The following is a 19844-nucleotide window of genomic DNA, read 5'->3' on the forward strand; positions in this document are numbered from 1 at the left end:
CGTGCTTCGATATATTGTCTGGCGCATCGCCGTGATGGTTCCAACGCTGCTGATCATATCGGCGCTGGTGTTCACGATCATCGAACTTCCCCCAGGCGACTATTTCGACAGCTATGTTGCCGAGCTTCGGGCTCAGGGCGAGGCGGTGGATTCGGATCGCATCCAGATGATGCGCAAGGAATATGGTTTCGATAAGCCGCCGATCATCCGCTACTTCTACTGGGTCGGAGGGATGCTGCACGGCGATTTCGGCTATTCCTTCGAATATGAGCTGCCGGTTCGCGACGTCATCGGGGACCGAATGTGGCTGACCGTGCTGGTTTCCTTCGTCACGATCATCGTCACCTGGCTCATCGCCTTTCCGATCGGCATGTACTCCGCCACGCATCAATACAGCTGGGGCGACTACGGCCTGACTTTCTTCGGCCTTCTCGGCCTTGCCATTCCGAACTTCATGCTGGCGCTGATCCTGATGTATTTCGCTAACATCTGGTTCGGCACGTCCATCGGCCATCTCATGGACCCGCAATATCTTAGCGAGCCGATGAGCTGGGCCAAGGCGAAGTCGATCCTCGCCCATCTCTGGATCCCGGTCTTGATCATCGGCACTGGGGGCACGGCAAGCATGATCCGGCGGCTGCGCGCCAATCTGCTCGATGAACTACACAAGCAATATGTCGTGACCGCGCGCGCCAAAGGCCTTCATCCCTTCAAGGCGCTGGTCAAATATCCGCTGCGCATGGCGCTCAATTTCTTCATTTCCGACATCGGCTCTATCCTGCCGGCCATCATCTCCGGCGCCGAAATCACCGCGATCGTGCTGTCTTTGGAAACAACAGGGCCGATGTTGATCAGGGCCCTGCAAAGCCAGGACATGTATCTGGCAGGGTCGTTCCTGATGTTCCTCGCCTTCCTGACCGTCATAGGTGTCCTGATTTCCGACCTGGCGCTGGCGCTGCTTGATCCACGAATTCGTTTGCAGGGTGGCAGCACCAAATGAACACGCCTTCGCCGCTGCCCGCTCCGGGTGCTCCACTGCAACACTACGTTTCCATCGCGCCCTTTGACCTGCAGTCGGTCGAGGCGATGACGCCGGAGCAGTCGAAGGTCTTTCAGGCGTCGCAGTTGCGGCTGATGTGGTGGAAATTCCGAAGGCACCGGCTTGCCGTTGTATCCGGCATATTCCTGGCAGCGCTTTATTTCGGGATACTGATCTGCGAGTTCCTGGCGCCCTACAATCTGCACACGCGCAACATGGACTACATCTATTCGCCGCCGCAGCGGGTGCGCCTGTTCCACAACGGTCAGTTCGTCGGGCCGTTCGTCTATGGCCGCCAGATGACGCTGGATATGGACACGCTCAAGCGGAACTACATCGAGAACCAGGATGATGTTCAGCGGATACGTTTCTTCTGCAAGGGCGACAGTTACCGGTTCTGGGGGCTTATCGAAGGTAACAGGCATCTTTTCTGCCCTGCCGAAAACGGCCAGCTCTTTCTGGCCGGCACTGACAGGCTGGGGCGCGATGTGCTCTCGCGCATCATCTTTGGCGCACGCATTTCGCTGACAATCGGTCTCGTGGGCATCAGTTTCAGCTTCCTGCTCGGAATTGTCATCGGCGGACTGGCCGGCTATCACGGCGGTATCCTCGACCTCATCGTTCAACGGATAATCGAAGTTCTGCAATCGATCCCGAGCATTCCGCTATGGCTGGCTCTGGCGGCGATCATGCCGATAACCTGGAGTCCGATCCTCATCTATTTCGGCATCACGGTCATCCTCGGGCTGCTACACTGGACCGGACTGGCGCGGGCCGTGCGTTCAAAGCTTCTAGCCTTGCGCGAGGAGGATTACGTTCTGGCCGCGCAGCTGATGGGCGCCAGCAGCAGCCGTATCATCGGGCGGCACCTCATTCCTGGTTTCATGTCGCATCTGATCGCGACGGCGACAATCTCCATTCCCGGCATGATCCTGGGCGAGACGGCGCTGAGCTTCCTCGGGCTCGGCCTGAGGCCGCCGATAACCAGTTGGGGTATCCTGCTAACCGAGGCACGCAGCGTCAGCGTAATCGCGTTCTATCCATGGCTGCTTTTGCCGATGCTCCCCGTTATTCTCGTCATCATGGCGTTCAACTTCCTCGGCGACGGCTTGCGGGACGCTGCAGACCCCTACAAGTGAAATCATTGTTCCGCCGCGCGCCGTGCCGCCGACTCCACCCGGTCTTCTCGGCAGCCTGTTCGGTTATTGCAATGTCCATCGTTCGCCTCTATATGCGGCAAAACTCGATCGAGGTTAACACGTCGCCTTCGGGTTTCAGCCGCGAACCGGCCTGGTTGCGGGCATCGCCGATTTCGCGGATTGGTTCAGGATATTCAATCGCATATGAGTCGCCTCGAGAGTTTCATCCGCAGAATGACCGCACAGCGCGACATTCTCGATCAAGTCTGCGCCGAGGTGGCGAAGATTGAGGGGCCTGTGCTCGAGTTCGGCCTCGGCAATGGCCGGACGTTCCACCATCTGCGCGAGCGCCTGCCTGGACGCCGGATCGTGGCGTTCGACCGTGCACTTGCCGCACACGAGGGCTCAATTCCCGAGGCTGAAAACCTCGTGCTCGGCGAAATACGCGAGACGGCGACCAGGTTCATTGGCAGCGACGCTGCTCTTGTGCATTCCGACATTGGCACCGGCCATGAAGATCGCGATGTAGTGACCCTTGCCTGGCTTCCCGATCTGATCGCGCGTCTGCTTCGCGTCGGCGGCATCACGGTCAGTGGCACACCGCTCGATCACCCGCAGTTGCAACGCCTCTCGCCACCGCCTTCGGTGCCCAACGACCGGTACTTTATCTACAGGCGCGTGTGAGGGACGAGACGACCCAAGTCTTCAGGGGATCGTATATACTGCTATCTCTCGCTCGATGCCGCGCAGCGAGACCTCGTGAGGCACGGGCGTCAGCGCGTTCCTGTGCAACAGTTCCGCGGTGAGATTGTCGTCGACCACCGCACGAGTGGCGAAGATCGCCTGTGCGTTGGCAAGGTTCTGGACCCGCGAAGCAATGTTGACCGTCTGGCCGAAATAGTCCTGCCGCTCGTTCATAGACACGGCGATGCAAGGGCCGGCATGGACTCCGATCTTGAGCAGCAGATCCTCGCGCCCGCTCTTGTCGTTGAGCGCACGCATGGCATCGCGCATCCTGAGCGCCGCGGCAATCGCACGATCAGGCGTCGCGAAGGTCGCCATCACCGCATCACCGATCGTCTTCACCACCGCGCCTGCCTCCGCCGCGACGATCTCGTGCAGAACCTGGAAATGCGCGCGTACGAGGTCAAAGGCCGAAAGGTCGCCCACTCGCTCGTAAAGCGCGGTCGATCCGCGCAGGTCGGTGAACAGGAAGGTCAGGCTGGTGATCTTCAGGCGCTGGTTGATGTCGAGCGTATCCGTGCGATAGAGATCGCGGAACGTCTGGTTGGTGAGCAGGCGCTTGGCCGTGAGGAAGGGCCGGCGTTTGCCCAGGATATCATGCAATGCCTGGCCGGCGATGAAGACCACCGGCAGCACGCGGGTGTCGGTCCTGTTTTCCAGCGAAATGCGCAACGGGCCGGGTTGCATCTCCAGCGTCTGGTTCTGGACATGGTCGCGGTCGAAGACCAAAGAGAGGCTTCGGCGCTCCTTCGTTGGTTCGCCCTTCACGTCGATGAACTGCGCTGAATGGGTGACCGGCTCGAAGATGATGATGAATTCGGACGGAAGCTGTATGGGCAGAACCGCCTTTTCACCGGGCGCAAGCTCGATATCCTCCAGCGAGAACGCTTCCATCTTTTTCACGAAATCCTCATCCGGCAGATCGACGCCGGACGCCCAGTAGATCTGCCGGAAATATTCCAACAACGGCAGTTCGTGTGGATTGTGTGCGGCAATCCTGCGCATGCGAGGACTGATGGTGAATGTCACCTCGACCATCTCGTCGAGGGTCGGTGAATAGCCCTCGGCGCACAGCGCGCAGGTGTATTCGTCCTTCTGCAGGGTTTTTAGAGTGGTGTTGGTGTCAAGCACGCCGCCGCAGCCGGGGCACAGAACGTTCCAGGAAATGTCGAACATGCCCACCCGAGCCGCATGGAGAAAGGCGCTTATGGTGCGCTCCTCGTCGAGGCCATGCTTGCGGGCGAAGGCTGGCGCATTGATGCGGCAAAGTTCGCGGTCTTCGCCCTCCGCGATGGTTCGCTTGATCGCGTCGATTGCCTGTGGATCGACATCGGTCGATTGCCGCAGAAGCGAGAACAGATCCTGAGCTTCGTTCATCCTGCAGGCTCCGGAAAATGCGCCTCCCGAGGCGTGTTGACCGGACCGCTTCCTGGTCCGAATGCTGCATTTTACTTCGAAACGGACCGTACGGCCATTCGAATAGATAAGCCTGGTGACAGTTCAGTTCCGGCGGATTTTCACCGGCCGCAAGCGGCACTATGATGGTGCATGGGGCATTCAGCCTTGGGGCTTTCTCCCATGCCGACATACGACAACCCACCATTTCCAGCAGCCCTGCGCATTTTCTCCGCCGGGGTCATCATCGTCCTGATCGTGGGCGCCGGCCTGTTTTTCGCGCCGGCACTGGTCAAGCCGCACTGGCCCTGGCCCGTTACGCCATTCAGTGCCCGCTTCCTCGGCGGCTTCTACACCGCCGAAATGGTCGTGATGGCGGCGCTGCTGTTCTGGAATCGCTGGTCGCCCGGCAGGCTCGTGCTCGTCATGGCCTTCATATTCACCGTCATCGTGTCGGCGGTTTCGTTGACCAATCTCGGCTATTTCAACTTCGAGCGAAAAGCGACCTGGCTCTGGTTCCTGGTCTATCTTGCCTCGGCCGCGGTATCCGGGCTGTTCTTGTGGCGGGCCAGGGCCCGTCCTTCTGCAAAAGGCGTGACCTTAAACCCCGCATGGCGCGGCTACATGTTGGCGGAAACGGCGATCCTTGGGCTCTATGGCCTCGGCATGCTGATATTTCCCCTGGTGGTCAGCAGCACCTGGCCATGGCCGGTCGATCCCTTCCACGCCCAGGTCTACAGCGCCATCTTCCTCGCCGGCGCTGGCGGCGTATATCTCATCTGGAGAAGCGCGCCGCGCGAGGAACTGCTGGTGCTCGGCTTGGCGCAGTTTCTGGTTGGCCTGCTCGCCATCCTTGGCCTCGTCATCACCGACGCTGCGGTGCACCGGATCGACTGGACGGCGACCAGGACATTGTGCTGGCTCGCCCTTTTCGGCTGGATCGGCATCAGCGGCGTCTTCAAACTCTACACCGCCTCCCGGTATTTCAGCTCGCAATCGGCATCATAGGTTGCAGGGACGGCTGGATTTTCAGGTGGTGTCCGGTGCATCGTGCCGGGCAGATTGCCTTCGCCGGGAACGCCATGACCAGCACGACCTCGCCATCCTCCGAGAAAATCCAGCCGCAGCTCCGGTCCGTCCGGCCAAGCGATGCGGAGGCGCTTTGCGCTATCTTCAACATGCCGGGCTTCCGCTGGGGCACGCTCAGGATGCCCTTCGAGATGGTGGAGCAGGTGGAGCGGCGCATTGCCAAGTCCGGTCAGGAGACCACCTGGATCGTCGCGGAGTTGGACGGCAAGGTCGTCGGCCATGGCAACCTGGTCGTGCAGGGTTCGCCGCGCCGTTCGCATATCGGCGAGATCAATATCGGCCTTGACGATGCCTTTGTCGGCAAGGGCATCGGCTCTGCCATACTTGGCGCGCTGCTTGACGTGGCCGACAACTGGCGCGCCCTGAAGCGGGTCGAATTGACCGTCTATGCCGACAATGAACCGGCCGTCCGTCTCTACAAAAGCCACGGCTTCGAGGTCGAAGGCCGGCATGTGAAGGCCGGTTTTACCGACGGGCAGTACCACGACCTCCTGAGCATGGCCCGGCTGCGGTTCTGAGATCGGCTGCTTGGCCTCAACTGTTTAGCCAATCTCACAATTCGTGCCGACAAGTCTCCCTTGGCGTTTGCAGCGCAAGCAGCTAGACGGGACCAATGACCGCCGTCTTTGACCCGACCCCTGCACCTCCGACGGAAATTCTGGCTGTGCTGTCGCTGCTCTGCCCGGAAGTCGTGCGTGACATCGAGCAGAACTGGAATGCACCAGTTTCCGATTACGCCAGCCATCTGTGGCGGCCGGTGGCAAGGCCGGCATCGGGCCCGGCCATCGCTGCCCGTTCGATCCTGCGCGAAGTCCTGCATCATCGACTTGATGCGGTCATGCGGCCTGAAGAGATCGGCAAGGTCCTCGAAGAGTTCGAGCACAGACCGGTGATCCAGTCCGGCCTGCACTGCCTGCTGCTGATGGACCGGATCACCTTCGATGCCATGCTGCTTGCCTGGCTCGGCGCGGTCGAAAACGGGTTGTCGGCCTTCGTCGGCTTCATGGGAACGACGATGACCATGGAGACAATTGGCCGGGAGGGGCCGGGATGGCTCGATGTCGGCGACGACAAAGTCAACCTGTTTGGCATGGGGCGCCACAAACTGTGCCGCAAAAGCACCTGCGTGGCCGGTCCCGTCTCCCTCAACAAGCGCGCACTGGAAGCGGTGGGTGATGAAACGGATGCCAGCCGCTGGCTGGGCACACTGCTTGCCAGTCAGGACAAGGTGTTTGAAACCGCCGCCGATGCGCTGACAGCCATCAACGAGGATCTGGTCGCCAACTGGGATCGTTCCGGTACGGCCCTGCCGGTTTTCATCGACGATCGGCTCGCCGCGGCCGCCATGGCGCGGCATCTGGAATCCGACGACAGCCTTCTTGCCAAGCTTCTCGTTGAACCGGCAAGACGCCAGCGTCTCGACCATGCCTTGCAAGAGGCCGCATCGGGCCCATTTGGCAGATTCCTGCCCAATACCACGGCCTATTTCTGGGGCATTCGCGAGGAGCGCGTGCGCAAGCTCGTCCTCGAGAACGGCCACCTGATCGAGCCTGACAGGCCGCATGGTCTTTCCATCCCCTTCGAGCGGCCGCATCTCAAGCAGGCGCTGCTGGACGGCATGCTGCTGCCGAACCTGTTCCTGATGTTCCTCATCCTCGCCATATTGCCGCGGGTTCGGGTTGTGGGCGGCCTGAGACAGATTGGCTATGTAGCGCTTTTTCACTCGATCCTGCTGGCCGTGCTGGACGAAAACGCGCCGGAGGAGCGCGATCTGGCTGCCGAGCTGCAGGTTCGGGAAAATTCCTGGGGCATGCGGGTCATCGACGAAAAGATCTCGGTCCGCGAGCAGCTGGCCGGCCTTCCGGAAGGAGCGGTCTTCCCCGAGCTGCGGCGGCAATACCGATCACGGACATTTGCCGAGGCGACCGAAGACCTGAAACTGGTTCGCGAAAACGCCCGATGGCGCAAGATCGGCCGGGCACTGATCGAGGCGACGTGAGGCGCACTTCAAGCCTTTGATTTTCCAGAGCGCAAAACCGAAAGCGACGGCGGCTATCGGTGAGCTTCCGGGCGACTGATCCGGCTGCTCATTCGAGCGCGGCCTCAACTTTTGCAGCAAAGTCATCAAGCGAGCGATCCCCGCGAATCTCGATGCGCGGGAGGTCGATGGGATCGCTATCGAGGCCAGCCGGCCCGTGTCTGCCGCCGAAGCCGATCCGGTAGCCACACTCCCTGGCCAGCCGGCCAAGCCGTCGGTCAGTGACCGCGTAGGGTGCCGCGAACGCCGTAGTTGGCCGACCGGTCCATTGTTCGATGAACATACGAGAGCGCAGGAGTTCGGCGGCCAGGTCAGAGCTTGATAGACCATCGATCGCGCGATGCGTCGCCAGATGGCTTCCGAAGAACGCGCCTTCGCAGGCGAAGCGTCGCACCGTCCCGGCGTCCATAAGCTGCGTCCGCGAACCATTGACGGCGTCCCACCGCGCCGTTTCACCCACCAAATCCGTCACCAGGAACACTTCTGCGGTCAGGTCGTTCTTGCGCAAGATCGGCCAGGCATGGTCGGCAAAGTCCTGGAAGCCATCATCGAACGTGATGTGCACCGGGCGGCCGGCGAAAGGGCGACGGTTGACGATGAACCATTCCAGCTGCTCGGACGTAATCGCATGAAAGCCATTGGCGCGCAGCCATGCCATCTGGCTGCCGAATGCGGCGGGCGTGCACCGAAAGCGGGCGAGCGCGGCTGGACCATCATCGCAGACGCTGTGATACATGAGGACAGGGATACGTTGCCGCCGCTCGCTGCGCGCCACGTCGCGGCGCAAGGCCCGCGCCCCGCCCCAGACGATCTTTCGCGCCACCCCCATGTCGACGGGCGCTCGGATCGGGACATGATCGATCATCGGTTCCGTCGCGACGTCGCCTGGTGACAGGCGGCGGAAGCGGTCTATGCGATAGAGCTCGGTCTGGATGGATCGCTCGAGGACGAGGCCCTCGGACGCTGCCAGCGTCTCTGCGATCGCTTGCGCACCGAATGTGTTCCAGTCGAAGCCGGTCCTTGCAGGATTGTCACCCAGCGCGAACGGGTGCGCGCTGACGAAACTGCCGCCTGGCGCCAGCGCGTCGACGAGTTTCTTGGCGACGCGCCGCAACTCTGCGAGATCATCCAGGTAGTAGAGCGCTTCCGAACAGACGATCAGATCCATCTCGCCCGGGAGCGTGTCCACGGAGAAATCCAGCACGCCCAACTCGACATTCGGCTGATCGCTGCATCGCGCGCGCGCCCGCTCCACGGCTACGGCGGAGATGTCGGCTGCGGTCAAACGGCCCACTCGCGGCGCCAGCTGCCGCGTGAAGTGGCCCTCGGCGCACGCCAGCTCAAGCGCCCGTCCGATGGGACCGGCAGGCAGAATTTCGAGCTGCCGTTGATATTTTTCCTGCTCATAGGGCGAACCGTAGTTCCAGGGATCCTCGGTCGCGAAATGGCGGTTCCAGAACGCCGTGCGATCATTGTCACGCCGATCCGCGGCCGCTCCGCGGCGCGGCGCAGCAACAGCTTCCACGGTTTCGGCGCTCGACCGAACCAGCTCCTGCGCTTCCGCGGCCAATCGCGCGAGTTTGCCGAAATGGCTGTCCCGATCAGACCGGCGCCCCGCTTTGGACAACAATCCGTCGGCTGCAAACATGTTTGACCCGCCGCCCTTTTGCGGTGCAAACCGCTCATGGGGTACGAAATCCAGCGCTAGTTGGATCCAATGAGGCCTTGTCACCTTGCCGAGCACGCCGAACTGCACGCGGGCCTCGATCTGGCCGTCCATCATCAGATAGGCATAAATCTGATCGACTCCTTCCGGAATTTCGATCGCGGCCGGATTTCGAACGTCGACGCGAATTCCGAGTGTCCGCCCCAGTCTGCGCGGCGCGGCAAGGTCGTCGAGGTCGAGAAGCATTTGCTCAAGGTGATACTGGGCGCGGCGGCCAGCTACCGGATTGTCCCAGACCTTGCCGAGTTCGATGATCAAATCGCCGAGGGCACCGCCGAACCTGTCCCACCTGGCAGCCAATTGCGCCGGCCCCGACAGGCTTCCTGCCATGAGGCCGTCGAAAACCGCCTTGGCGACCTCCCGCGCCCACTTACGCCCCACAGGGAGCGCGCGCAGGGACTGCCGGTTGATCGGGAGCGAGCCGGAGCCGCAATCCAAGGCGGCGTTCCACAACGCAAACCACGCGAGTGCCTCGGCGGCGGTGCAGCCGTTCGCCTCGATCGCTCCATTGGCGTGAGCCGATGCCGGGTGTTTGACCCTGTGATCAGGCGAAAAGCCCCGGGCGATCACCATTTCCGCATCCGCTAGCACCTGCGTCGAATTGCGGGAGAGCGCGTTGAGGCGCATCCGATAGAAAGCAAGCGGTTCGTCGACCATCACCCAACGTTTGCCCAGGCGTGCGAGGCGCTGCCACAGGTCCCAATCCTCGCAGGTGCGCAACGACACGTCGAAACCGCCCAACTCGACAATAGTCTGCCGATCGACCAGCAGCGCGTGCGTGCGAATGGCACACCGTCGGGCGAAAGTTTCGAAGGGCTGGATCGCGACCTCCGTCGAGATGCTCGACGGGGTGAGTTCGCCATCGGGCGTCACACACCGAGACCCGCAATAGGCAGCCACCGCATCGGGAGCGGTTTGCAGTGCGGCCAGCATTTTCGCAAGGAAACTGGCATCCACCCAATCGTGCGAATCCAGAAACATCAGCCAGCGGCCGCGCGCGGCCGAAATTCCGCTGTTGCGCGCGCCGGAGGCGCTATACGCGCAAGACGTCAACGTCCGAAATCGGGCATCGCGCTCCAAATAACCGGCGATGATCGTGCTGGTACGGTCCGTGGAGGCGCCGTCGACAATGATCGCCTCCCAATCCGCAAATTCTTGATCGAGAAGGCCATCGAGCGCGCGCGCTAGCGTCGCCTCCGCGTTGTGCACGGGAACCACGACTGAGACCAAGGGACTATACACCACGCCGTCTTACCCACGTCCGGTTCGCTCGGCACTGATCACCGGTACCACAGCGCCTGCGGCAGCATTGTCCTGGATCATCAAGCTTTCGTTTTCGTCGGCAAATGTCAAAGAGCGGATGAGGGCATCGGATGGCAGCAATGCTCTTGTCAAGATAGGGACGAACTGAAAGCAGGCAAAAAGGACTCGAAGACAGGTCTGAACGGCAAGCGCTCATGCACGACGGCCTGGAGCTGAGGTCGATGCGCCTGGGCTTGCGCTTCCCGCTCATGGGTCCGCCTCCTCATCTCCGTGATGGCAGGAAGACGGGGGCGAGAGGGAACTTTCGCAAAGGACGGCCAGCAGCCGCCCGAATCGACACCGCCGTGCCCCACACCGAGCGCTCGATGCCGATTTGCGCTGCCGCTTGCCGGTCGACGGCTAACGGTTCATCCTTGTGAATACCCTGGCCGTGACGTGCGTAGCGAGATCACGCCGTCGCGGCAGCTAGTGAGGTCTTGTCGATGGACTGCTCGGGCTGCGGTTTCGAGGTTGAGAGCGGATACGCTTTCTGTCCGAGGTGCGGCAAGCGCCAGCCTGTGCCATGCGCCAGTTGCGGCTACCCTTGCGCACCTGATTTCGAGTTCTGTCCGAAATGTGGGGCAAGCGTCGGTGCGCCCGCAAAAGCCGTCGAACGGCCTGCTCCGGCACCAAGCCGGACCATTGTGCCGCCTTCTCGAACGCCGTCGCTGCTTGCCAACATCGAAAGCGATGAAGGGCTGCATCCCGTTTCCGACGCCGATCGCAGGACGGTAACGGTCCTGTTCGCCGACCTTTGCGGCTTCACGACACTTAGCGAGCAGCTCGACCCCGAGGTCATGCAAGCGCTGCAGAACGAACTGTTCAAGGAATTGACGGCGGCCGTGCGAAACTTCGGTGGTTTCGTCGACAAATTCATCGGCGATGCACTGCTCGCTCTGTTCGGGGCGCCCGTCGCGCATGAGGACGATCCGGAACGTGCGCTTCGCGCCGCTCTCGACATGATCGCACGGACGGCGCGGCTGGGCGAAAGCGCCCCCAACTCCGGCTCGCCCCTGTTGCTCCACATCGGCATAAACACCGGCCCGGTCGTCACTGGCGGATTGGGCATCGGCACCGCCAAATCCTATTCGGTGACCGGCGATACGGTGAATACGGCGCAACGCCTGCAATCGTTGGCCGCACCGGGTGAGGTGCTTGTAGGCGAGCTCACTCACAGGCTGACCCGGCATGCCTTCTCCTACGAGCCGCTGGGCGATGTCGTGCTTCGCGGCAAGGCTGGCAGTGTGCTCGTCCATCGGCTGTATGCACCGCTTGCGGCGCCGCGTGCGGCACGTGGGCTCGATGCACTCGGCCTCAGCGCGCCGATGATAGGTCGTGAAGCGGAGCTCCATAGAATGCTGGCGAGCCTTGACCAGGCGTGCGGCGGCTCGGCCCAACTTGTCCGCCTTGTTGGAGAAGCCGGTATCGGGAAATCGCGGCTGGTGAAGGAGTTCGTCGCCCGCGTCGGCGACGAGGATCGTTTTCGCAACGTCGCCGTGCGGCAGGCCACGTGCTCACCGCTGGGCGAACGATCATTTGGCGCCTTGGGCGCGGTGGTGCGCAGCGCTGCCGGGATGATGCAGAACGACAATGGGGATGAAATGCGGGGGAAGCTCGCAGGCTTGCTGACCGATCTCGGCCTACAGGGCGAGGAGGCGAAGCGCCTGATGCCCTTGCTTTACCATGTGCTTGGTCTTGGCGACCCCGATGCCACCTTGCAGCATGTCGAGCCGGAGCAGCTGCGGCGGCAAATTCTCTACGCAGTCCGCACAATCATCGAACGGCGGCTTGCGTTGTCGCCGCTGTTGATCGTCGTCGAAGACCTGCATTGGGCCGACGCCGTGTCGCTCGAGGCACTCCGTTTCGTGATGGACAGGTTGGAGCGCACGCGGTTGATGTTGCTGGTCACGCATCGTCCGGAGCCGGACCACGGCCAGCTCGACTCAAGTCGGGTCAGTCACACGGCGCTCAGGCTTTCACCGCTCAGCCGCGACCACGGACGCAGCCTGCTGGCGGCGCTTTTCGGCGAGAGCTGGGTCAACTCCGCAGGAACGCTTCTCGACCAGATCCTCGAGCGCGCGGGCGGCAACCCCCTTTTTTTGGAGGAGATCGTTCGCGGCCTTATCGATCGAGGTGTACTGGTGCGCGAGGGCCAGCGATGGCGGACTGTGGCAGGCGAGGCCACAACCGGCATTCCCGCCACGATCCAGGCAATGTTGCTTGCCCGCGCCGACCGGCTGCCCCAAGAGGTGCGCCGGTTGGCCCAGGAAGCCGCGGTTATCGGTCCGCGCTTCGACGCCACCCTTCTGAAGGCCGTGACAGCCGACCCCGGCCGCCTGGAAGCCGGCTGCGAACTGCTTTGCGATGCCGAAATCATCGAGGAAGTTGCCGGATCAGGCTCGGTCTCGTCGCAAAGCTACCGCTTTACGCAAACGTTGTTGCAGGATGTCATCTACCAGAATCTGCTCCTGCAACGCCGGACCGACATCCACGGGCGCGTCGGTGCTGCCTTGGAGCAACTGTGCGGCGACAGACCGGAACGGCTCGAGGATTTGACCGTGCTCGGTCATCATTTCGCACAGAGCGCCGAGCGGGAGAAGGGCGCGCACTATCTGCAGGCGGCGGGCGATCGCGCTCGCATGATCTACGCCAACGACGACGCCCTTCGTTTCTACGAGCGGGCACTGACTGCGTTGGGCGCGACCGGGCAAACACCGCTCAAACTGGCAATCGCGGAGCGCATTGCCGATTTGAGCGGCCCGGTAGGCCGCCGCGAGATCGCGCATCAGCACTACGAGACGGTGTTGCAGGCATACCGCGAGTCAGCCGATCGTGTCGCTTCGGCGCGCGTTCTGCGCAAAATCGGTCGGCTGCTGTGGGACGTCGGCAAGCGCGACAACGCAGAATCCCGCTATGCCGAAGCGGCAGCGCTCCTCGAAGGGGCGGATGCCCCGATCGAGCAGGCGCATCTCTGGCAAGAACGTGGCCGACAGGCGTTCCGTAGCGGAGATCACGCTCTCGCGGCAAAATGGGCGGACGCGGCGCTGGATTGCGTCGCCGCTCTGACGACGGAGCCTGCCTCCGAGGAAGGGTGCGATGCCACCCTTGTTACCGCCGAGGCACTCAATACCAAGGCTGTCGCGCTGGCTCGCCTTGGCCGAAACCGTGAAGCCGTGGGTCAGGTTGAGCGTAGCATTGAATTGGCCGAGGCCGCCGGACTGCTCGGCGCGGCCTGCCGCGGCTACACCAATCTCGGTGTGCTTTACACGACCATCGATCCGGCAAAGGCGATGGAGGTCTGCCGGCGCGGTCTTGAAGTGGCGCGCCATATTGGTGATCTGGGTTTCCAGGCGCGCCTCCTCGCCAATCTGGCGGTCGCTTGTTGTACTTTCACGGATCGCTGCCCAACGGAGGGCATCCCTGCTGCCGAGAAGGCCATCGAGATCGACCGGGCGCTCGACCAGCGCGAGCACCTGCCGGTGCCGTTGATCGTGCTCGGGCAGATCCACCAGTGCAATGGCCGTCCGGAACTGGCGGTCGGCTTGTTCCACGAAGCACTGGACGTAGCCAGCGAAACGGGCGAACCCCAACTGCTGTTTCCGTGCTATGATGGTCTTGCAACGCTTAGTCTCGACCTCGACAATCTAACCGAGGCCGAACGTTACTTTTCCTTGGCGCAGGGTATATGCGCCCAGCACGGGCTCGACCCGGAAGCGCTTGTGGTGCTGCCTTTTCTCGACTAGCCGGGTGGGAGGTTGAAATGTCCGCGCCTAGTGACTTGGTACCGCTTCAACCGGGCGACCGCGCGCCGAACGTGATACTCGACGCCATCACCCAGGAAGGCAAGATCGCGCTTGACGACTTTCGCGGTCAAAAGCCGGTGCTGGTCGGCCTGTTTCGAGGCCTGCATTGTGCGTTTTGCCGGCGCCATATCGCCGCCCAGGCGCGGCTTGATCCGGAGCTGCGTGAAAAGGGCGTGGAGAGCCTGACGGTGGTCAACACGCCGATCGAACGGGCGCGTCTCTATTTCCGCTATCACCCGATGCCGAATCTGCTTGCAGCCTCCGACCCTGAACGCGCTTCACATCGTGCTTTCGGACTGCCCAATCTCGAATTCACCCAAAACGAGACGAACTGGCCGTACAAGGTCTCGATGGCAGCGGCAAAGGATATGCGGGTCGACATGCCAGGCGTGTTGCCCGGTCCTATGGATCCTTTCGCGGCCGGCGAAATCCTCGACAAGAAGGACCATTACGAACTGACCGAGGCCGACGAGCAAATGATGGCAACCGGACACGGACAACTGGTCGGTCAGTTCCTGCTGGACCGGCAGGGGATCGTCCGCTGGAGCTTCACGGAGGTTCCAGAGGGTGGACGATACATGTTTGGGGCGCCAAGCCCGCAGGAGCTGATGTCAGCCGTGTCCCAAGTCGCCCAATAGACTTGCGAACTAGGCAAATTCCTTCTCGATCGGCCGCTACGACTGCTGCGGCTCGGCTCGCGCCCGATCGTCAACGACAAACACGGCGCTCGCTTCACTGACGATGGAGACGTGGTCGCGCGCGGCCTTGCCGGCGGCAGCGCCGTCGCCACGCAGGATCGCGGTGACGATGGCGTCATGCTCCTGCCAGGATTTGGCCAGGCGTCCGGCCAGCCTGAACTGGGCGCGGCGGAAGGGGGCCAGCCGGCTGCGCGTCGTCGCGGTCAGCTCTTGGATGTGCATGCTGTGAGCGCCACGATAGAGCCGGCTATGGAACTCGGTGTTGAAATATTCATAGTCTTCCTCGGCGCCCAACCGCACCAGCCGCGCCGAGGCCTGATGCTCGGTCTCGAGCGCGCGGCGCTCGCCACCGGTCATGCGCTCGGCGCAGAAGCGCGCGCATATGCCTTCCAATTCGGCCATGCTTTCGAACATCGAGGTGAGGTGCTCTTGCGTGACGACGGCGACGATGGCGCCCCTGTTAGGCCGCCGCTCGACGAGACCCATGGCGCTGAGCTGGCCGAGTGCCTCACGCACCGGCGTCCGTGAAACCTCGAAGCGGGCGGCAAGCGAGACCTCGTCGAGTTTTTCGCCCGGACGCAGCACGCCGGTGACGATGCGGTCGCCGATCGCCCTCACCATCTGATCGACGGTCGTGCCCGAGCGGATCAAGCTGCGCTTTCCCGACAAATCTGCGTCGCCTCCCGTGTTTCGGACCTCAGGCCCTCAGTGGCCGACCGGAACGACTCAGGCCATACCTTCTATGCCTATATTTTAATCTGCCTGTCAAATTGGCTGTTCCAAAGGCAAAAAGTGTATGCAATTGCCTCTCACTTGTGCATGGGGTGTTGCCGCTATCATTGATTTCATTGGCTAAATTTGTCAATTCGAATTGGCACAGCGATTGCATGCACTTTCTTGAGAAGGCGTTAACCGACCCGGAAAGGGTCCTACAGGGGAGCATAAGAGATGACCGACCGATTCATGCTTAGCCGCCGCCAGTTGCTCAGGACCTCCGCCGCCGGAGCGGCATTCGGACTTGCCTCCGCGTCCTTTCCCATCTCGCGGGCCTTTGCCGCCACCGCCACCGTCGGCTTCATCTATGTCGGGCCGAAGGACGACTATGGCTACAACCAGGCGCATGCCGAGGGGGCGGCGACACTGAAGGGCATCGAGGGTATCACCGTCGTCGAGGAGGAGAACGTGCCGGAAACGGTCGATGTCCAGAAGACGATGGAATCGATGATCAATCTCGACGGCGCCTCGCTTATCTTCCCGACCTCCTTCGGCTATTTCGATCCACACATGCTGGCCATGTGCGCGAAATTCCCCGGCGTGCAGTTCCGCCATTGCGGTGGCATGTGGGACAAGGCCAAGCACCCGATGAATGCCGGCTCCTATTTCGGCTATATCGGCATGGGCCAGTACCTGAACGGCGTCGTCGCCGGCCACACCTCGAAGAGCAAGAAGCTCGGCTTCGTCGCTGCCAAGCCCATTCCGCAGGTCCTGCTCAACATCAATTCCTTCCTGCTCGGCGCGCGTTCAGTCGATCCGACCATCACCTGCCAGGTCATCTTCACCGGCGAGTGGTCGCTGGCGGTGAAGGAAGCGGAAGCCACCAACGCGCTGGTCGACCAGGGCGCCGATGTTATCACCTGCCATGTCGACAGCCCGAAAGTGGTGGTCGAGACGGCTGCGGGCCGGGGCGCCTTCGTCTGCGGCTACCACGCCAACCAGAGCCCGCTGGCGCCGGAAAAATACCTCACCGGGGCCGAGTGGAACTGGGCGAAGGTCTACAAGATGTTCGTCGATGACCTCGTCGCCGGCACGCCGCTGCCCAATTTCACCCGCGGTGGGCTGGCCGACGGCTTCGTCAAGATGAGCCCGCTCGGCCCCGCCGTCGGGGCGCCGGCCCGCAAGCAATTCGACGCCACTCTGGCCGAAATGATGAAGGGCGGCTTCTCCGTCATCAAGGGCCCGCTGAAAAGCAACAAGGGCGCCGTCGTGGCGACGGAAGGCCAGGCCTTCGTCGAGACCGCCATCGAGCTCGAAAGCATGGACTATCTCGTCGAGGGCGTCGTCGGCTCGACCGCCTGAAGCTGAGCGCGGAGACGGGGACCATGACGGATACGATCAGCAGTGCGGAGGCGCCGGCCATGCTCGGCGCCAGGGGCTATCCGGCGGCGCTGGAGTGGACTGCGCGGCGGGCGGAGGCTTTCGTCATTCCGCTGGCGGCGCTGATCGTCGGCATGGTGCTGTTCAGCCTGTTCATCGCGCTCGTCGGCAAGTCGCCGGTGCTGCTCTACGAGACCATGTGGCGGGGCGGCTTCGGCTCCTGGTTCTCGATCCAGAACTCGCTGTCGCGGGCCGCACCACTGCTTCTGGCGGCACTTTGCGTTGCGCTGCCGGCGCGGCTCGGCCTCGTCGTCATCGGCGGCGAGGGCGCCATCGTGCTGGGCGGCGTCGCCGCCGCTGCTATCGGCGCGGCGCTGAGCGGCGCGCCATCGTTAATCGTCATCCTTGCCATGGGCGTGGCGGGCCTGGCCGCCGGCGGTATCTGGATCGGTGCCGTCGGCGCGCTGCGCCACTACCGGGCCGTCAACGAAACCATCTCCAGCCTGCTGATGGCCTACATCGCCATCGCGCTGATGAACCAGTTGGTGGAAGGACCGCTGCGCGACCCGGCCTCGCTCAACAAGCCGTCGACGCAACCGCTGGCCGACATCTACCGCATCGGCAACATGCCGGGCATGGACGTGCATTGGGGGCTTGCCGTCGGCGTCGTCGCCTGCGTCCTCTCCTGGGTCCTGATCGAAAAGACCCGCTGGGGCTTTTCCGCCCGCATCGCCGGCGGCAATGTCAGGGCAGCGCAGGTGCAGGGGCTGGCTGTCGGACCGCTCATCGTCGGCTTCACAGCATTGGCGGGCGGCTTCGCCGGGCTTGCCGGCATGCTGGAAGTTGCTGCTGTGCAAGGCAGCGCCAACGGCTCGCTCGCCGCCGGCTATGGCTATACCGGCATCCTCGTCGCCTTCCTCGCCCGCCACAACCCGCTGGCTATCATCCCGGTCGCCATCCTGCTTGGCGGCATCGACGCGTCCGGCGGGCTGATCCAGCGCCGCATGGACCTGCCCGACGCCACCGTGCTGGTGCTGCAAGGCATGTTCTTCATCGTCATCCTGTTCAGCGAAACCTTGTACGGCCGCTTCAAGGCCTTCAATCCCGATTTGTGGCAGAGGGCCTCGTGATGGACGCGACCGAAATCGGCCTTTGGGGCGTGCCGCTGGCCATTCTGGGCGGCGCCGTCCGTGTGTCGACCCCTTTCATCTTCGTCTCGCTGGGCGAGGCGATCACCGAGCGCTCCGGCCGCATCAATCTGGGGCTCGAAGGCACGCTCGTCTTCGGCGCCATGACCGCCTATGCAGTTGCTGTCATGACCAATTCGCCATGGCTCGGTCTGCTGGCAGCCGCTGCGGCTGGCCTTGGCTTCGGCCTGTTCCATGGCTGGATCTGCAAATTCCCGAAAGTCAACGACATCGCCATCGGCATCGCCCTGATGCTGTTCGGCTCGGGGCTCGCCTTCTTCTTCGGCAAGCCGTTCATCAAGCCGAAGGCGCCCAACCTTCCGGCCATTCCCTTTGGTGCCTGGTCCGATATCCCGCAGGTGCAGGCGGCGCTCGACGTTAACGTCCTGTTCCTGATCGGGGCGGCACTTTCGCTCGTCCTGTGGTGGGCCTTCCGCAACACCCGCGCCGGGCTGATCGTGCGCGTCGTCGGCGACAGTTCGGACGCGGCACGCGCCATGGGCCTAAACCCAAATACGGTGCGCCTCGTCGCCACCGGCGTCGGCGGCGCGCTGGCCGGCATCGGCGGCGCCTACCTGTCGCTCTATTATCCCGGCAGCTGGACAGAGCGCATCTCGTCGGGCCAGGGCCTGATGGCGGTGGCACTGGTCATCTTCGCGCGCTGGAATCCGCTCGGCTGCTTTGTCGCCGCCCTGCTGTTCGGCGGCGCCGGCGCGCTCGGACCGGCGCTGCAGTCGGTCGGTGTCACGCAAGGCTACTATCTGTTCTACGCCGCCCCCTACATCCTCACCCTCGTCATCATGATCGCCACCTCCTCGCCGACACGCTCGCTAGCGGGTGCGCCGGGCGAATTGTCGATCACCAAATAACTGGAGTTTTTGCCATGAACGCCAGAGCCGAAATCACCCAGCGCTATATCCAGGCCGACCCGTATCCATGGCCCTACAATGGCGAACTTCGCCCCGACAACACGGCGTTGATCATCATCGACATGCAGACCGATTTCTGCGGACCGGGCGGCTATGTCGATCATATGGGCTACGATTTGTCGCTGGTGCGCGCGCCGATCGAACCGATCAAGGCGGTGCTGTCGGCGATGCGGGCCAAGGGCTACACCATCATCCACACGCGCGAGGGGCACCGGCCAGATCTCGCCGACCTGCCGGCCAACAAGCGCTGGCGCTCGCGCCGCATCAATGCCGGCATTGGCGACCCCGGCCCGTGCGGACGCATACTGGTGCGCGGCGAGCCGGGCTGGGACATCATCCCCGATCTCTACCCGCTCGAGGGTGAGCCGATCATCGACAAGCCCGGCAAGGGCTCGTTCTGCGCCACCGATCTGGAGCTGATCCTCAACCAGCGCGGCATCGAGAACATCGTGCTCACCGGCATCACCACGGATGTCTGCGTGCACACCACCATGCGCGAGGCCAATGACCGCGGCTATGAATGCATGATGCTGGAGGATTGCTGCGGGGCGACCGACCACGGCAACCATCTGGCGGCGATCAAGATGATCAAGATGCAAGGCGGCGTCTTCGGCACGGTGTCGAATTCGAAGGCGCTCGTCGCGCAGCTGCCGTGAGGACG

15 protein-coding genes are annotated in these 19844 nt (G+C 62.7%); 12 read left to right on the plus strand and 3 right to left on the minus strand.

Features of this window, described 5'->3' with window-relative positions; all coding sequences use genetic code 11:
- Nucleotide 1: 1 nt before the first annotated feature.
- The 3 genes from ACWGS8_RS27455 to ACWGS8_RS27465 all read left to right on the plus strand — a co-directional run bounded on the left by ACWGS8_RS27455 (nt 2) and on the right by ACWGS8_RS27465 (nt 2862).
- A complete protein-coding gene (locus ACWGS8_RS27455; protein ID WP_454583854.1) occupies nt 2-1000 on the plus strand; it encodes an ABC transporter permease in 999 nt (332 codons plus the stop codon).
- Complete coding sequence (locus ACWGS8_RS27460; RefSeq protein WP_454583855.1) at nt 997-2178, plus strand: ABC transporter permease; 1182 nt, start codon at nt 997-999, stop codon at nt 2176-2178. The genes ACWGS8_RS27455 and ACWGS8_RS27460 overlap by 4 nt, the downstream gene beginning before the upstream one ends.
- A gap of 204 nt (nt 2179-2382) precedes the next feature.
- Entirely contained in the window at nt 2383-2862 is a 480-nt protein-coding gene (locus ACWGS8_RS27465; RefSeq protein WP_454583856.1) for a class I SAM-dependent methyltransferase, read from the plus strand.
- 21 nt (nt 2863-2883) lie between these two features.
- On the opposite strand, the gene ACWGS8_RS27470 is transcribed toward ACWGS8_RS27465, so the two are convergent.
- Nucleotides 2884-4299, minus strand: coding sequence for a DUF5939 domain-containing protein (locus ACWGS8_RS27470; RefSeq protein WP_454583857.1), 1416 nt, complete (start codon nt 4297-4299; stop codon nt 2884-2886).
- A 201-nt stretch (nt 4300-4500) separates the two neighbouring features.
- Between ACWGS8_RS27470 and ACWGS8_RS27475 the strand changes: the two genes are divergently transcribed.
- The 3 genes from ACWGS8_RS27475 (at nt 4501) to ACWGS8_RS27485 (ending at nt 7405) form a co-directional block, all read left to right on the plus strand.
- Nucleotides 4501-5325 carry a hypothetical protein gene (locus ACWGS8_RS27475; protein ID WP_454583858.1) on the plus strand — a complete coding sequence of 275 codons (825 nt, stop codon included), beginning with the start codon at nt 4501-4503 and terminating at the stop codon, nt 5323-5325.
- A gap of 74 nt (nt 5326-5399) precedes the next feature.
- Complete coding sequence (locus tag ACWGS8_RS27480; RefSeq protein ID WP_454583859.1) at nt 5400-5924, plus strand: GNAT family N-acetyltransferase; 525 nt, start codon at nt 5400-5402, stop codon at nt 5922-5924.
- A 95-nt stretch (nt 5925-6019) separates the two neighbouring features.
- Nucleotides 6020-7405: a hypothetical protein gene (locus tag ACWGS8_RS27485; protein WP_454583860.1), complete on the plus strand. Its 1386-nt coding sequence runs from the start codon at nt 6020-6022 to the stop codon at nt 7403-7405.
- Nucleotides 7406-7493: 88 nt separating this feature from the next.
- Here the strand turns inward: ACWGS8_RS27485 and ACWGS8_RS27490 are convergent, their stop codons facing one another.
- A complete protein-coding gene (locus ACWGS8_RS27490; protein ID WP_454583861.1) occupies nt 7494-10400 on the minus strand; it encodes a trifunctional glycosyltransferase/class I SAM-dependent methyltransferase/polysaccharide deacetylase in 2907 nt (968 codons plus the stop codon).
- A 515-nt stretch (nt 10401-10915) separates the two neighbouring features.
- Between ACWGS8_RS27490 and ACWGS8_RS27495 the strand changes: the two genes are divergently transcribed.
- Both ACWGS8_RS27495 and ACWGS8_RS27500 read left to right on the plus strand, forming a co-directional pair.
- Nucleotides 10916-14215: an adenylate/guanylate cyclase domain-containing protein gene (locus ACWGS8_RS27495; RefSeq protein ID WP_454583862.1), complete on the plus strand. Its 3300-nt coding sequence runs from the start codon at nt 10916-10918 to the stop codon at nt 14213-14215.
- A gap of 17 nt (nt 14216-14232) precedes the next feature.
- A complete protein-coding gene (locus ACWGS8_RS27500) occupies nt 14233-14913 on the plus strand; it encodes a redoxin domain-containing protein (protein ID WP_454583863.1) in 681 nt (226 codons plus the stop codon).
- A gap of 36 nt (nt 14914-14949) precedes the next feature.
- Here the strand turns inward: ACWGS8_RS27500 and ACWGS8_RS27505 are convergent, their stop codons facing one another.
- Nucleotides 14950-15624: a GntR family transcriptional regulator gene (locus tag ACWGS8_RS27505; protein ID WP_454583864.1), complete on the minus strand. Its 675-nt coding sequence runs from the start codon at nt 15622-15624 to the stop codon at nt 14950-14952.
- Nucleotides 15625-15921: 297 nt separating this feature from the next.
- On the opposite strand from ACWGS8_RS27505, the gene ACWGS8_RS27510 reads away from it, so the two are divergent.
- From ACWGS8_RS27510 to biuH, 4 genes are read left to right on the plus strand one after another with little or no spacing between them, the layout of a single operon-like run.
- Nucleotides 15922-17049, plus strand: coding sequence for a BMP family ABC transporter substrate-binding protein (locus ACWGS8_RS27510; protein WP_454583865.1), 1128 nt, complete (start codon nt 15922-15924; stop codon nt 17047-17049).
- A gap of 23 nt (nt 17050-17072) precedes the next feature.
- Nucleotides 17073-18197, plus strand: coding sequence for an ABC transporter permease (locus ACWGS8_RS27515; RefSeq protein WP_454583866.1), 1125 nt, complete (start codon nt 17073-17075; stop codon nt 18195-18197).
- A complete protein-coding gene (locus tag ACWGS8_RS27520) occupies nt 18197-19123 on the plus strand; it encodes an ABC transporter permease (protein WP_454583867.1) in 927 nt (308 codons plus the stop codon). Before ACWGS8_RS27515 ends, ACWGS8_RS27520 begins: the two co-directional genes overlap by 1 nt.
- Before the next feature lie 14 nt (nt 19124-19137).
- A complete protein-coding gene (biuH, locus tag ACWGS8_RS27525; protein WP_454583868.1) occupies nt 19138-19839 on the plus strand; it encodes a biuret amidohydrolase in 702 nt (233 codons plus the stop codon).
- Nucleotides 19840-19844 lie beyond the last annotated feature (5 nt).

Source organism: Mesorhizobium sp. 43Arga (genome assembly GCF_053714255.1).